The sequence below is a fragment of the Pseudomonas sp. 203-8 genome, assembly GCF_020708595.1.
Lineage (GTDB): Bacteria > Pseudomonadota > Gammaproteobacteria > Pseudomonadales > Pseudomonadaceae > Pseudomonas > Pseudomonas aeruginosa.
Genome location: NZ_JAJFDF010000016.1, coordinates 13,345 through 28,359 on the forward strand (window position 1 = coordinate 13,345; position 15,015 = coordinate 28,359).

Consider the following 15,015-nt stretch of genomic DNA (forward strand, 5'->3'; position numbering starts at 1 on the left):
TGGAGTTCGGTTCTTCGGGGTCAGTCGAAGATCAGGTAGGTCTTGCGCACGGTCTGGCGGATGTCCCAGGTGCCCTGGGTGGCAGCGGCGAAATAGAGCGCGTCGCCGGCGCGAAACTCCACGGCCTGGCCTTCGTCGGGGGTGAAGCGACCTTCACCGCTGACGATGTAGCTGTACTCGGCCTGCTCGACCTGTCGGCGGAAGCGCCCCGGGGTGCATTCCCAGATGCCGGTCACGCCGTTGCCGTCGGCGAGCGGGCGGTGGGCCGCGGTACGGGTCAGGGCTACCGGTTCGCCCAGGGGCTGGCCGACGGGCGTGGGCGAGGTGAAAGGACTTTCGTCGTCGAGACGGATGAGCGAAGGGTTCATGCCATGGGCTCCTCAGGATTTGTCTTCAAGGCCGGCGGGGGCGAAGCGCGCGAGAAAGCGGTCGGTGGCCGAGGGCGCGGTACCGGCGAGTTCCGCGCGTTCCTTGCGCAGGACGGCGTTGCGCACCAGGGAGCCACCCAGGTAGCGCAGCGGCTCGGGGGGGAAGCTCCGGCAGCGGCGTTCTACCAGCGGACAACGGCTCCACGGGTCGTCGCGGCCGAGGGCGAGGCTGGCGAGGATCCGCCCGCCCAGGCGGCTCGGTCCCACGCCGTTGCCGCTCCAGCCGATGCCGTAGTGGATGTTCTCGTGCAGGCGGCCGAAGACCGGCAGGCTGTCGTAGGTACGGTCGATGGGGCCGGACCAGCCGTCGACCAGCGGGATGTCGCCTAGCGAGGGATAGGTGCGGCGGAAGTCGGCCTCGGTCAGGGCCAGGCTCTCCCGGTCGACGTCGAATACCCGGCCGATGCGCGAGCCGTAGCTGATGGCGCCGGTGCCCTTGCCGAAGGCGATGCGCCCGTCGCGGGTGGTGCGGTAGTAGTCCACCATCAGTTGGGAATCGGTGATGGCTTCCCCGCCGGTCCAGCCGATTCGCTCCAGCCGTTGCGGTATCGCCTCGGTAACCGCGATGGAACTGTTCACCGGCACGATCAGCCTGGAGAGCCTGGGCAGGGCGGCCGACCAGGCGTTGGTCGCGAGAACCACCGCCTTGGCCTGGACCCGGGCCCCGGCGCTCAGCAGCTGTGCCGGCTGGCCGGGAACGATCTGGCTGACGCCACAACGCTCGTGGATTTCCACGCCGAGGGCCAGCGCCACGCGGCGCATGCCTTGCACCAGCAAGGCTGGTTGCACGGTGGCATTGCTGCGCTCGAAGACCCCGGCGAGATGCACCGGCGAACCGGTCCGGCGTGCCACTTCGCTGGCGTCGAGGCGTTCGAAGGGACTGACGCCGAGCCGTTCGCAGGCGGCGAGGGTATCGTTCCAGGCGTCGAGGTGGTGCGCCGTGGTGGCGGTCCACAGCCAGCCCTTCTGCTGGAAGTGCGCATCGATGTCATGCCGCGCGCAGAACTCCCCGAGTTCCTGGATTGCCCGCTCCGCGCTTTCGCCAAGGAAGCGCGCCTGCGCCTCGCTGCAGAAGCCCAGCAAGGTACCGATCTTCGGCCACCAGGACATCACGAAACCACCGTTCCTACCGGAAGCGCCGCCGCCGCAGACGTCCTGCTCCAGCAGCAGGACCCGTGCGTCCGGCTCCAGTTGTTTGAGGGTGATGGCGGTCCAGAGCCCGACGAAACCGCCGCCGACTATCGCCACGTCCGCCGAGTGGGTGCCGACGAGGGGGGCGCTGGTGGCGTCGGCCAGGTCGGTCGAGCGCATCCAGTGGCTGGGGGTCAGGGGAGGGGTGAGCGTGAGTTTCATGGCGCGGGTCCGGGGTCGCTGAATCTGGAGCAAGGGTGGCGAGCGGCGCCGTCCGCGACAATTGGACGCAACTAGGAATCGAGGAGGTGCTCTCGTACGATCGTATGAGTCTTGTGAAGGACAGGCCTGGTCGGGACTGCCCGCCCTGTCCGAGCGAGCTGGCAGGCCCGAGCGGCGCCGCTGAACCGGAGGCTCAGGCGTCGCGCAGTTCGAAGGCGGGAAACAGCTCTTCCAGTTCTCGCCATAGCTGCGCAGCGCCCTGCGGCGCGGGCTTCGCGAGAAGCTGCGGATCGAGCTGGCGGGCCGGGCGCGCCAGTTGTACGGCGAAGCGCTCCACGCCCATCTCGCGCAGGCGCGTCGCCAGGCGCCAGAGGCGTTCGCTATCGAACAAGCGCCAGTGCACCGTGGTCCGGCATTCGTAGGCCACGCCGCTGTCCAGCAGGCATTCCAGGCTGCGCCAGTTGGCCGCGCCGCTGCCGTCCACGCCGGTAATGGCGGCGACGTCCTCGGCCGGCGCCTTGACGTCGAAGCCCACCCAGTCGCTCTGCGCCAGCACCCGGGCGAAGGCGCGGGGGTTGATGCCGGCGCTGTGCAGGCCGACGCGGAAACCCAGTTCGCGGACCGTGCGCATGGCGTCGCCGAGGGCCGCCTGCAGGGTCGCCTCGCCGCCGCTGAAGACCACCGCCTGCAACAGGCCCTGGCGTCGGCGGAGGAAGTCGAGCAGGCGTGGCCAGGGGATTTCCTCCGCGCCGCGCGGCGCGATCAGTTCCGGGTTGTGGCAGTAGCGGCAGCGCCAGGCGCAGCCCTGGCAGAACAGCACGCAGGCGAGCAGGCCGGGGTAGTCGAGGGTGGTCAGGGGCACCAGGCCCCCGACCCTGAGCGTGGCGCTCATCGCGTCTCGCGGAAATGGCGGCGTTCGCGATGCTCGGACTGCTTGCCGGCATTGAACGCTGCCACGGGACGGTGGTAGCCCATCACGCGGGTCCAGACTTCGCAGCGCTGGCGCTGGCCTTCGGGCAACTGGTTGGGGTTCATCGGTGGTACTCCTTGCTGGTGGATGAAAGGAACGACAGGCGACTCAACCGCCGCAGCCGCCGCAACAGCTCTTGGGCGTGGAGCGTTGCAGCAGCTCCTCGTCGCACTTCGGGCAGAACTCGTGCTCGCCGGCCAGGTAGCCGTGCCGCGGGCAGATCGAGAAGGTGGGGGTGACGGTCAGGTACGGCAGGCGGAAGCGACCGAGGGCGGTGCGCACCAGGGTCTTGCAGGCTTCGGCGGAGGAAATCCGCTCGGCCATGTAGAGATGCAGCACGGTGCCGCCGGTGTACTTGCATTGCAGGGCGTCCTGCAGCTCCAGCGCCTCGAACGGGTCGTCGGTGAAGCCCACCGGCAGTTGCGAGGAGTTGGTGTAGTAGGGCGCCTCCGGCGTGCCGGCCTGGAGGATGCGCGGATAGCGCTTGCGGTCCTCGCGGGCGAAGCGATAGGTGGTGCCCTCGGCGGGCGTGGCTTCCAGGTTGTAGAGGTGCCCGCTGTCCTCCTGGAAACCCACCAGCCGCGCGCGCACGTGATCGAGCAGGGCCAGGGCCATCTCGCGCCCGGCTTCGCTGTGCAGTCCCTCGCGGTCGTCGCTGAAGTTGCGCACCATCTCGTGCAGGCCGTTCACGCCGATGGTGGAGAAATGGTTGCGCAGGGTGCCCAGGTAGCGTCGGGTGTAGGGATAGAGGCCGGCATCCATGTGCTGCTGGATCACCTTGCGCTTCAGCTCCAGGCTGGCGAAGGCGAGTTCGAGCAGGTGGTCGAGCTGGCGGTAGAGGCCGGCGGCGTCGCCACGGTGGCGATAGCCCAGGCGCGCGCAGTTGATCGTCACCACGCCCAGCGAGCCGGTCTGCTCCGCCGAGCCGAACAGGCCGTTGCCACGCTTGAGCAGTTCGCGCACGTCCAGTTGCAGGCGGCAGCACATCGAGCGCACCTGGTTGGGCTGCATGTCCGAGTTGAGGAAGTTCTGGAAGTAGGGCAGGCCGTAGCGCGCGGTCATCTCGAACAGGCGCGTGGCGTTGTCGCTGTCCCAGGGGAAGTCGTGGGTGATGTTGTAGGTCGGGATCGGGAAGGTGAATACCCGGCCGTGGGCATCGCCGGCCTGCATCACCTCGATGTAGGCGCGGTTGATCAGGTCCATCTCGGCCTGCAGCTCGCCGTAGGCGAAGGGCATCTCCTCGCCGCCGATGCGCGGCACCTGGTCGCGCAGGTCGTCCGGGCAGACCCAGTCGAAGGTCAGGTTGGTGAAGGGCGTCTGGGTGCCCCAGCGCGACGGCACGTTGAGGTTGTAGATGAACTCCTGGAGGGCCTGGCGCACGCTGGCGTAGTCGAGGCGGTCCTTGCGCACGTAGGGCGCCAGGTAGGTATCGAAGGAGCTGAAGGCCTGGGCCCCGGCCCACTCGTTCTGCAGGGTGCCGAGGAAGTTGACCATCTGCCCCAGGGCGCTGCCCAGGTGCTTCGGCGGACCGGCCTCGACCCGCCCCGGCACGCCGTTCAGGCCTTCGTTCAGCAAGGTGCGCAGCGACCAGCCGGCGCAATAGCCGGCGAGCATGTCGAGGTCGTGGATATGCAGGTCGGCGTCGCGGTGGGCGGCGGCGATGTCGGCATCGTAGACCTCATCCAGCCAGTAGTTCGCGGTGACCTTGCCGGATACGTTGAGGATCAGCCCGCCGAGGGAATAGCCCTGGTTGGCGTTGGCGCGCACCCGCCAATCCTCGCGGGACAGGTATTCGTTCATCGACGCGGCGACGTCCACCAGGGTCTTGCGCTCGCGGCGCAGCCGGCCGTGGCGTTCGCGGTAGACCACGTAGGCGCGCGCCGTGGGGTAGTGGCCGGCCTCCATCAGCACCCGTTCGACCAGGTCCTGGACCCGTTCGATATCCAGGCAGGCGCGTTCCGGCAGGCGTTCCACCACGCGTTCGGCGAGCGCCTGCGCCTGCTGCGGGTCGAACTCGCCGGTGGCTTGGCCGGCGGCGGCGATGGCGCGTTCGATCTTGCCGGGATCGAAAGGGACTTCACGTCCGTTGCGCTTGAGCAGGGTGGCCGGCCAGGTAGCCTTCCGGGGCTGGGTCATTTCAACTTCTCCACAACATGATGTGTTTTGATTTTGCAAAACAACAATATGTTGTGGATTCTGGCGAGCGATGCCGAGCCGGCGTTGATCTGCGTCAACGTCCGGCGGATTGGCCGGGTTCCATTGGAGGTATTCCCCGTGCTCGGGTGACGGCGTATCAGGCCTGGGCGAGGCGGGCGAAGACGACGTAGTTGTCCAACTGCTGCCAGACCGTGGCGGCCTCGGCGAAACCCGCCTGGCGCAGGGCGGCGAGATGGAAATCGAGCGAGCAGTCTTCGTCTTCGCTGGCGCGCCTGAGCGGGCGCCGCGCGAAATGGGCGTCGCGCTGCGCCTTCAGCGGGGCCAGCCGGGGGATCTGCGCGGCGCGTTGCCACCAGTCTTCCCAACTGTCCGCGCCGCTGGCCACGGACGCCTGGAGGACCCGCTCGCGGTGCTTCCGGGACAATTCCGCGAGTCCCGGCCAGCGTCGGTCGTAGCGCATGTGGTCGGCGTTCAGCAGCACGCCGCCGGGGGCGAGCAGCTCGCCGGCCTGGGCGTAGAACCCGGCGAGTTCGGCGGGCGACAGCCAGTGCAACGCGGTGGAAGAGAGCAGCGCCGCGGGCCGTTCGCCGGCGAGGGACTCGCGCGCTTCGGCGACCCGTTCGGTCCAGCCTGGATCGGTGAGGTCGCACTCCACCACGCGGACCCGCTCGGCGAAACCGGCCAGCGCCGTACGCGCGATCTCCAGCAGCATGACGTCGGCGTCCAGCGCCACCACCCGCGCCGCCGGGAAGCGTTCGAGCAGGCGCCGGCCGAGGGAGCCCGGGCCGCAGGCGGCGTCGATGGCGGTGAAGCGCCCGTCGCGGCCGAAGAGGTCTTCGAGCAACTGGAACATCGCCTCGTAGCGCTCCTCGCGCTGGCGGATGTAGCCCTCCTGCTGGCGGTCCCAGCGTTCGAGGAGCGCCATGATCTGCTCGGTTGCGGTCATCTTTCCTCCTGGGGGGCATGCCCGGTTGAGAGTGGGGTCCTGTGCTTCGAGGGATACGGCGAGCGAGACGTTCCCTCTCCTCGATGAAGAAGAAACGGCGGGCATTCTTCATTCGAAGAAATGTTATGTTATAACTTATAAATATTCATAATTCATACCTGCCGACCATGACCCCCCATTCCTCCCCGCACCGTCTTCCTCCGCTGCGGCTGGCCCGCGCCGTGCCGTTCCTCTACCTGCTTCCCTGCCTGGCGCTGGCCGCGCCGGTCGACCTGGAGCCGACCGTGGTCAGCGCCACCACTACCGAGCGCAAGCTGCGCGACGCCCCGGCCAGCGTTTCGCTGATCGCCGCCGAGGACCTGCGGCGGCGCCCGGTGCGCGACCTGCAGGAAGCCCTGCGCGGTTCGGAAAGCCTGCAGTTCAACGGCGTCGGCATGTCCCGGCGGGGCATCAGCGTTCGCGGCATGTCCAGCGAGCACACCCTGGTGCTGGTGGACGGCCAGCGGATCTCCACCTCGTCCGGGGCCATCGCCCATTCCGACTTCGACCTCGGCTGGGTGCCGGTGGAGAGCATCGAGCGCATCGAGGTGGTACGCGGGCCGATGTCCTCGCTCTACGGTTCGGAAGCCCTCGGCGGGGTGGTGAACGTGATCACCCGGCGCGCCACCGATACCTGGACGGGTAGCGGTCTGCTCGATGGCGGCGTGCGCGAGGACGGCCTCGGCGGGCAGAGCCACCAGCTCGGCGCCTATCTCGCCGGGCCGCTGGTGCCCGGCAAGCTGGGCCTCGCCCTGAACGGCGAGAGCCGCCGCCAGCAGGAAACCCCGGACGCCGATGAGCGCCGACTCTCCGAGCTGGAAGGCGGCAACGCCGACAGCGGTGGGCTGAACCTCAGCTGGACCCCGGACGACGCCCAGCGCATCGACCTCGGCCACCAGCGCGGGCGCGAACGACGCTGGCGCAACAGCGAGACCGGAGGGTCGCGCTCGCGCTACTACGAGTCGCGCGACGTGATCGAACGCGAGCGCTGGTCGCTCGCCCACAATGGCCAGTGGGACTGGGGCAGCAGCCAGCTGCGCACCTACCGCAACCGCCTGGAGCGGCACAACGCGCGTTCCGACGGACAACCGCCGAGCAACCCGCAGCGCCTTACCGACAGCGTGGTCGACGGCCACCTCAGCGTGCCGGCCTTCGAGCGACATCTCTTCACCCTCGGCGGCGAATGGCGCAAGGAAGAACTGGAGGATCGCTCGGTGAATACCGCCGGCGACGCCAGCGCGCGACACAAGGCGCTGTTCCTGCAGGACGAGATCGCCTTCGGCCCGGACTGGTCGCTGACCCTCGGCAGCCGCTTCGACAAGCACGAGGCGTTCGGCTGGGAAAGCAGTCCGCGCCTGTACCTGCTGCACCACCTTTCCGATGCGCTGACCCTGCGCGCCGGCGTCGGCCGCGGCTACAAGGCGCCGAGCCTGAAGCAGCTATCGCCGGAGTATGCGGCGGTCGGTGGCGGCGGGCGCTTCACCATCTACGGCAATCCCGACCTGAAGCCGGAGACCAATACGTCCTACGAACTGGGCGCCGACTACCAGGGCGATGACTGGTCGCTGAAGGGCACGGTGTTCGAGAACGATGTCCGCGACCTGATCCAGACCGTCTGCGTAGCGCGCTGCGGGGTGCGCGGCGGCGAGATACGCAACTACGAGAACGTCGACAGGGCACGGATCCGCGGCCTCGAGCTGGGCGGCGGCGTGGACCTGCCGGCGGACCTGCGCTGGGAACTCAACTACACCTACCTCGACGCGCGCAACCGCACCGCCGGCCAGCGCCTCGGCGACCGCTCCCGGCACCTCGCCAACAGCCAATTGCGCTGGAGCCCCAATGCCCGCTTCAGCGCCCAGTTGCGCACCGAATACGTCGGCAGCCAGGTGGCCTACAGCAGCAACGTCGGCTACGCCTTGCCGGCCTACAGCCTGTGGCACCTGGAGCTGAGCCAGAAACTCAGCGAGAACCTGACGCTGCGCGGCGGCATCGAGAACCTCGGCGACCAGCGCCTGGCCGACGACGACACGCACTTCACCTATGCCGAACCTGGGCGGACCTTCCATCTCGGCCTGGTGGCGAGCTTCTGATGCGCCGTTCGCTACTCTTCTGCGGCGCGCTGCTGGCCAGTCTCTGTGCCTGGGCGGAGCCGGCCCAGGTGCGTCTGCTCAGCAGCGATTTCGTCCTCCCGGGCAAGCACCAGCGCCTAGCCGGTTGGGCGCGCGAGGCCGGTGTCGAGTTGCGCGGCCTGCGCCTCGGCATCGGCGAGGCGCCGCCCGGCGAGTGGCTGGACGGCGGCAACCTGCTGATCCTCGACACGCCGCGGCCGACCGATCGCGCCCAGGTCGAGGAGGCGCTGGGCGAGCGCTTGCAAGGCGGGACGCAACCCTGGATCCGCGTCGGCGGCGGTCCGCCGGGTTTCGGCAACCTGCCGGCGGCGCTGGGCGGGCGCCTGGTCGGCTACTACGCGAACGGCGGCGAAGCCAACCTGCGCCGGCTGTTCGAGGCGGTCCGACGCTGGCATGCCGGCCTGCCCGTCGACGCGTTGCCGGCGCCGCAGCCCCTGGCGCAGGCCGGCTTCTATCATCCCGACGCACCGGCGCCGTTCGCCGGCCTCGCCGACTACCTGGCCTGGGGCGCCTCGCGCTGGGCCAGCGATGCCCCGCGCATCGCCTTCCTGATCCCGCGCGGCGCCATCGCCGACGCCCAGACCGGCGCCATCGACGAACTGTTGCGGCGTAGCGAGCGGCACGGCCAGGCGCCGCTGGCGGTGTGGTTCGACGACAGCGATCCGGAGGCGTTGAGGAAGTCCTTCGCTGGCGCCGATGTCCAGGCGCTGGTCAACCTGCAGCACCTGCAGAACGGCCCGGCGCGCCGTGCCGAGTTCCTCGCGCTGGACGTGCCGGTATTGCAGACCCTCGGCTACCGCGACGGCAACGAGGCCGACTGGCTGGCCGCCGCCAGCGGGGTGGCGCCGCGTACCGCGGCGGCCTTCCTCGGCATGCCGGAAACCTGGGGAATGAGCGATCCGCTGGTGATCAGCGCCCTGGAGAACGGCGAGCCGAAGCTGATGGCCGGGCAGGCCGAGGCCCTGCTGGACAAGCTCGACCGGCTGCTGCGCCTGCGTCGCCTGCCGGCGGCGGACAAGCACCTGGCGCTGATGTTCTGGAACCACCCGGAGGGCGAGAAGAACGTCGCCGCCTCGCATCTCAACGTACCGGCCAGCCTGGCCCGTCTCGGCGAGGCGCTGCGGGCGGCCGGCTACCGGGTTGCGACGAGCGACGAAAGCGCGCTGATCGATACCGCCCAGCGCCTGCTCGGCGGCTACTACCGGCCGCAGACCCTGGACGCGCTGTATCGCGACGGCCTCGCCGCGAGCCTGCCGCTGGACGCCTACCTGCACTGGCTCGAGGCGCTGCCGGCGGACCTGCGCGAGGAGATGCGCGCGCGCTGGGGCGACCCGCGTCGACATTGGGCCTTGCGCGATATCGACGGCCAGCGACGCTTCGTGTTCCCGGCGGCGCACCTGGGTAATCTGCTGCTGTTGCCGCAGCCGCCGCGCGCCGGCCGTCCGGGCGAGGCCTACCACGACAGCGCGGTGCCGCCGGACCATCTCTTCCTGGCGGTCTACCAGTTCGTCCGCGAGGGTTTCGGCGCCGACGCGCTGATCCATTTCGGCACCCATGGCACCCAGGAATGGCTACCCGGCAAGGACCGCGGGCTGGCGGTGGGCGACTACCCGCTGCGGACGCTCGGCGACCTGCCGGTGTTCTACCCGTACATCCAGGACAACGTTGGCGAGGCGATCCAGGCGCGCCGGCGCGGGCGCGCGGTCACCGTCAGCCACCAGACGCCGTCGTTCGCCCCGGCCGGGCTGTACGACGAACTGCGCGACCTGCACCAGTTGATCCACGAATACCAGCAACTGGACGAGGGCGCGGTGCGCGAACGCAGCGCCGAGCAGATCCGCGCGGCGGTGCGGGCGGCGCACATGAACGACGACCTGGGCTGGAGCGAGGCAGCGATGCGCGAGGATTTCCCGGCGTTCCTCGGCGTGCTCCACGACCACCTGCACCGACTGGCCGGCTCGGCGATGCCGCTGGGGCTGCACACCTTCGGTGTCGCCGCCTCGCCGGAGCTGCGCCTGGGCACCGTCATGCAGCAGCTCGGCGAGCCCTACTACCGCGCGCTCGGTCTCGACCCCGACGAACTGTTCGCCGCCGATTTCAGGGCGCTGCGGGAAGGTCGTGCCTACCGCACGCTGCAACGCTACCTGCGCGACGGCGGCGAGATCGCCAAGGTGGCCGATCCGCGCCTGCGCGAGCAGTTGCTGCGCGCCCGCGAACTGGACCGCCAGCTCGCCGACACCGGCGAACTGGAGGCGCTGCTCGCCGGCCTCGCCGGGCGCTTCGTCGCGCCCGGGCCGGGCGGCGATCCGATCCGCAATCCGCAGGTACCCAGCGGGCGCAACCTGTTCGCCTTCGAGGCCGACAAGGTACCGACCCGCGCCGCCTACGAAGCCGGCGCCGAGGCCTTCGGCCAACTGCTGGAAAGCTACCGCGCCGAGCACCAGGGCAGGGCGCCGGAAAAGCTCGCCTTCAGCCTCTGGTCGTCGGAAACCATGCGCCACCTGGGCATCGTCGAAAGCCAGGCGCTGCACGCCCTCGGCCTGCGCCCGCGCTGGGACGCCGGTGGCCGCCTGCTGGCGCTGGACATCGTGCCGGCGGCGGAACTGGGGCGTCCACGGGTGGACGTGGTGCTACAGGTGACCAGTGTCTACCGCGACCAGTTCGACGGCTTCATGCGCCTGCTCGCCGAGGCCATCGAGCGCCTCGCCGCGCTGGACGAGCCGGGCAACCCGCTGGCGCGCAACAGCCAGGCGCTGGAGCGGCGCCTGCGCGAACGCGGCGTCGAAGCGCCACTGGCGCAGCGCCTGTCGCGCCTGCGGCTGTTCGGCAATGCGCCGGGCGACTACGGCACCGGGGTAACGCAACTGACCCTCGACTCCACCCGCTGGGACGACGACTCGGCGCTCGCCGAGCAGTTCCTCGGGCGCTTGCAGTACGCCTACGGCAGTCGCGACTGGGGCGTGAAGCTGGATGGCGGCAACCTATTCGCCGAACAGTTGAAGGGTGTACAGGCGGCGATCCTCTCGCGCTCCTCGACGCTCAACGGCGTGCTCTCCACCGACCACCCGTTCGAGTACCTCGGCGGCCTGTCGCTGGCGGTACGCCACCTCGACGGCGCCAGCCCGGCGCTGTACATCGCCGACCTGCGCCAGCGCCAGCCGCGCACCACGGCCGCCGCGCAGTTCCTCGCCAGCGAGCTGCGCGGGCGCTACCTCAGCCCGCAGTGGATCGCCGCGATGCAGCGCGAGGGCTACGCCGGCAGCCTGGAAATGCTCGACCTGGCCAACAACCTGTGGGGCTGGCAGGCGGCGGATCGCACCATGGTCCGCGCCGACCAGTGGCAGGCGTTGCACGACACCTTCGTCATGGACCGCCGCGAGCTGGGTCTCGCCGAGTGGTTCGAAACGCACAATCCGACCGCCCAGGCGCAGATCATCGCGCGCATGGCCGAGGCCATCCGCAAGGGCTACTGGGACGCCAGCGAGCAGACCCGCCGCGAACTGGCCGAGCGCTGGCGGCAACTGGCGGCCGCCGGCGCCGGCGAGGTCGGCGCGGCGACCACCCGTGAATTCATCGAACGGATGGCCGGCGGTTTCGGCGAGGCCGCGGCGCAGGCAGAGGGCGCGGCCGCGTCCGGTGCCGGCGAAACGGTCAGCGGCCGCGTCCTCGAAGAAGTCGCGCCGCCGCCGTCCGGCGAGCCGCAGCCGTGGCTCCGGCTGGCCGCCGCCGTGCTGCTCGCGCTGTTCGCCGCCGGCGCCGTCCGGCAATCCGTAGTCAATCGTCGTCCGATGGAAAATCGCTCATGAATGGTCTGGAAACCAGCCTCTACGAACTCACCCGCCTGTTCCTGCTGCCGGTGCTGCTGTTGATCCTCGCCGCGCTGGCCTACGCCTTCGTCGCCCTCGGCGGCTTCGCCATGGAAGCCTGGCAGCGCCGTCGCGGGCGCTACCGCTCGCGCCTGGCGGCCTGGCAGGCGCTGCATGGCGGCAACAGCGACGACCTCGAACTGTGGATCATGCAGCGCCTGGAATGGCTGCGGATCACCTCGCGCAGCGCGCCGATGCTCGGCCTGGTGGCGACCATGATCCCCATGGGGCCGGCGCTGCTGGCGCTGACCCGCAACGACGCCCAGGGGATCGGCGAGAACCTGGTGGTGGCGTTTTCCGCGGTGATCCTGGCCCTGGTCGCCGCCAGCATCACCTTCTTCATCCTCACCGTGCGTCGCCGCTGGCTGCTCCAGGAACTGCGCGCCGTCGAACGTGCGCGGGAGGCCGGCTGATGCGCTTCCTCGAACACGACGAGGCGGACGACCCGATCCTCTCGATGGTCAACCTGATCGACCTGTTCCTGGTGGTGATCGGCATCCTCCTGATCGTCATCGTGCAGAACCCGCTCAACCCATTCAGCCAGGACAAGGTGGTGGTGGTCGAGAATCCCGGCGAGGCGGACATGCGCATGCTGGTCAAGGACGGCAAGGAGCTGAAGCGCTACCAGGCCAGCGGCGAGATCGGCGAAGGGCAGGGCAGCCGCGCCGGGGTGACCTACCGCTTGGCCGACGGACGGATGATCTACGTGCCGGAGAGCGGCGGGGAGGCCGGCAAGTAGCGACGCGTACGGCGGAGAGCTGGGACTTTTGCCCGGAGTTCCCGGATAATGGCCGGTTTCCGTTTCTCTTGGTGCTCGCCGTGGAAGTAAAGGTCAATTTTCTCGATAACCTTCGACTGGAAGCCAGGTTCGATGATTTCACGGTGATCGCCGACCAGCCGATTCGCTACAAGGGCGACGGCTCCGCGCCGGGGCCGTTCGACTACTTCCTGGCGTCGTCGGCGCTGTGTGCCGCCTACTTCGTCAAGCTGTACTGCCAGACGCGCAACATCCCCACCGACAACATACGCCTGTCGCAGAACAACATCGTCGACCCGGAGAACCGCTACCGGCAGATCTTCAAGATCCAGGTGGAACTGCCGGCCGACATCTCGGAGAAGGACCGCCAGGGCATCCTCCGCTCCATCGACCGCTGCACGGTGAAGAAGGTGGTGCAGACCGGGCCCGAGTTCGTCATCGAGGAGGTCGACAACCTCGATGCCGACGCCCAGGCGCTGCTGATGCCCGGCACCGATGCCGCCGGCTGCACGCGCATCCCGGGCAAGGACCTGCCGCTGGAGCAGACCATCGCCAACCTGTCGGCCATCCTCGCCGGCCTCGGCATGAAGATCGAGATCGCCTCCTGGCGCAACATCGTGCCCAACGTCTGGTCGCTGCACATCCGCGATGCGCAGTCGCCGATGTGCTTCACCAACGGCAAGGGCGCGAGCAAGGAAAGCGCGCTGGCCTCGGCGCTGGGCGAATTCATCGAGCGGCTGAACTGCAACTTCTTCTACAACGACCAGTACTGGGGAGAAGAGATCGCCAATGCGGCGTTCGTCCATTACCCGGACGAACGCTGGTTCAAGCCCGGCCGCGACGATGCGCTGCCGCTGGGACTGCTCGACGGCCATTGCCTGGCGATCTACGACCCCGACGGCGAGCTGCGCGGCTCGCACCTGTACGACACCAACTCGGGCAACGTGCAGCGCGGTATCTGCGCCTTGCCCTTCGTGCGCCAGTCCGACGGCCAGGTGGTGTATTTCCCCTCCAACCTGATCGAGAACCTCTACCTCAGCAACGGCATGAGCGCCGGCAATACCCTGGCCGAGGCGCAGGTGCAGTGCCTGTCGGAGATCTTCGAGCGCGCGGTCAAGCGGCAAATCCTCGAAGGCGAACTGGCGCTGCCGGACGTGCCGCCGGAGGTGCTGGCCAAGTACCCGGGCATCCTCGCCGGGATCCGCGGCCTGGAAGAGCAGGGCTTCCCGGTACTGGTCAAGGACGCCTCGCTGGGCGGCGAATTCCCGGTGATGTGCGTGACCCTGATGAATCCGCGCACCGGTGGCGTGTTCGCTTCCTTCGGCGCCCACCCGAGCTTCGAGGTGGCCCTGGAGCGCAGCCTGACCGAACTACTCCAGGGGCGCAGCTTCGAAGGCCTGAACGACCTGCCCCAGCCGACCTTCGAAAGCCATGCGCTGACCGAGCCGAACAACTTCGTCGAGCATTTCATCGATTCCAGCGGCGTGGTGTCCTGGCGCTTCTTCAGCGCCAAGGCCGATTTCCCGTTCGTCGAGTGGGACTTCACCCGGCAGGGCGAGGCTGCCAACGCCGAGGAAGCCGCGACCCTGTTCGGCATCCTCGAAGCCATGGGCAAGCAGGTCTACATGGCGGTGTACGAGCACCTCGGCGCTACGGCCTGCCGGATCCTGGTGCCGGGCTACTCGGAAATCTATCCGGTGGAAGACCTGATCTGGGATAACACCAACAAGGCCCTGGCGTTCCGCGAGGACATCCTCAACCTGCACCGCCTCGACGACGCCGCGCTCGGGGCGTTGCTGGAGCGCCTGGAAGACTGCGAGGTGGACGACTACACCGACATCACCACGCTGATCGGCGTCGAGTTCGACGACAACACGGTCTGGGGCCAACTGACCATCCTCGAGCTGAAAGTGCTCATCGGCCTCGCCCTGAAGCGCTTCGAAGACGCCAAGGAAGGCGTGGAGGCGTTCCTCCAGTACAACGACAACAGCGTCGAGCGCGGCCTGTTCTACCAGGCGCTGAACGTGGTGCTGGAGGTCGTCCTCGACGACGAGCTGGAGATCGCCGACTACGAGGCCAATTTCCGCCGCATGTTCGGCGACGCGCGGATGGATGCCGCGCTGGGCTCGGTGGACGGCAGCGTGCGCTTCTTCGGCCTGACGCCGACCAGCATGAAGCTGGAAGGGCTCGACCGGCACCTGCGGCTGATCGACAGCTACAAGAAGCTGCACGCGGCGCGAGCCAGGATGCAGCCCGTGGTCGACGGCGAGGCCGGCGCTGCCGCGGCTGGCGGTCTCAAGCCTCGGCGCATGGCGATCCGCAAGCGCAAGTGAGGAGGGCGCCGAGGTCAGGGCGCGAGGATGATCATGA

At 68.9% G+C, this 15,015-nt stretch carries 11 protein-coding genes; 5 read left to right on the plus strand and 6 right to left on the minus strand.

Annotated elements, in window-relative coordinates; all coding sequences use genetic code 11:
- Positions 1-20 precede the first annotated feature (20 nt).
- The 6 genes from LJF27_RS29040 to LJF27_RS29065 all read right to left on the minus strand — a co-directional run bounded on the left by LJF27_RS29040 (position 21) and on the right by LJF27_RS29065 (position 5,854).
- The gene (locus LJF27_RS29040; RefSeq protein WP_003088200.1) at positions 21-368 is read right to left on the minus strand and encodes a cupin domain-containing protein; all 348 of its coding nucleotides are present in this window, start codon (positions 366-368) and stop codon (positions 21-23) included.
- Positions 369-380: 12 nt separating this feature from the next.
- Entirely contained in the window at positions 381-1,781 is a 1,401-nt protein-coding gene (locus tag LJF27_RS29045; protein ID WP_003117378.1) for an NAD(P)/FAD-dependent oxidoreductase, read from the minus strand.
- Positions 1,782-1,974: 193 nt separating this feature from the next.
- A complete protein-coding gene (locus LJF27_RS29050; RefSeq protein WP_003117379.1) occupies positions 1,975-2,673 on the minus strand; it encodes an anaerobic ribonucleoside-triphosphate reductase activating protein in 699 nt (232 codons plus the stop codon).
- On the minus strand, positions 2,670-2,816 hold the full coding sequence (gene nrdD, locus LJF27_RS29055) for an anaerobic ribonucleoside-triphosphate reductase (protein WP_003088212.1): 147 nt from the start codon (positions 2,814-2,816) through the stop codon (positions 2,670-2,672). Before nrdD ends, LJF27_RS29050 begins: the two co-directional genes overlap by 4 nt.
- A 43-nt stretch (positions 2,817-2,859) precedes the next feature.
- Positions 2,860-4,887, minus strand: a complete 2,028-nt coding sequence (locus LJF27_RS29060; protein WP_003111559.1) for a ribonucleoside triphosphate reductase — start codon at positions 4,885-4,887, stop codon at positions 2,860-2,862.
- A gap of 157 nt (positions 4,888-5,044) precedes the next feature.
- Positions 5,045-5,854: a class I SAM-dependent methyltransferase gene (locus tag LJF27_RS29065; RefSeq protein WP_003088221.1), complete on the minus strand. Its 810-nt coding sequence runs from the start codon at positions 5,852-5,854 to the stop codon at positions 5,045-5,047.
- A 167-nt stretch (positions 5,855-6,021) separates the two neighbouring features.
- On the opposite strand from LJF27_RS29065, the gene LJF27_RS29070 reads away from it, so the two are divergent.
- The 5 genes from LJF27_RS29070 to LJF27_RS29090 all read left to right on the plus strand — a co-directional run bounded on the left by LJF27_RS29070 (position 6,022) and on the right by LJF27_RS29090 (position 14,978).
- Positions 6,022-7,983, plus strand: coding sequence for a TonB-dependent receptor domain-containing protein (locus tag LJF27_RS29070; RefSeq protein ID WP_023116606.1), 1,962 nt, complete (start codon positions 6,022-6,024; stop codon positions 7,981-7,983).
- Complete coding sequence (gene cobN, locus LJF27_RS29075) at positions 7,983-11,828, plus strand: cobaltochelatase subunit CobN (RefSeq protein WP_023116605.1); 3,846 nt, start codon at positions 7,983-7,985, stop codon at positions 11,826-11,828. Before LJF27_RS29070 ends, cobN begins: the two co-directional genes overlap by 1 nt.
- Complete coding sequence (locus LJF27_RS29080; RefSeq protein WP_003088234.1) at positions 11,825-12,301, plus strand: MotA/TolQ/ExbB proton channel family protein; 477 nt, start codon at positions 11,825-11,827, stop codon at positions 12,299-12,301. Before cobN ends, LJF27_RS29080 begins: the two co-directional genes overlap by 4 nt.
- The gene (locus LJF27_RS29085) at positions 12,301-12,627 is read left to right on the plus strand and encodes a DUF2149 domain-containing protein (protein ID WP_003088238.1); all 327 of its coding nucleotides are present in this window, start codon (positions 12,301-12,303) and stop codon (positions 12,625-12,627) included. Before LJF27_RS29080 ends, LJF27_RS29085 begins: the two co-directional genes overlap by 1 nt.
- Before the next feature lie 80 nt (positions 12,628-12,707).
- Positions 12,708-14,978, plus strand: a complete 2,271-nt coding sequence (locus LJF27_RS29090) for an OsmC domain/YcaO domain-containing protein (protein WP_031627920.1) — start codon at positions 12,708-12,710, stop codon at positions 14,976-14,978.
- Positions 14,979-15,015 lie beyond the last annotated feature (37 nt).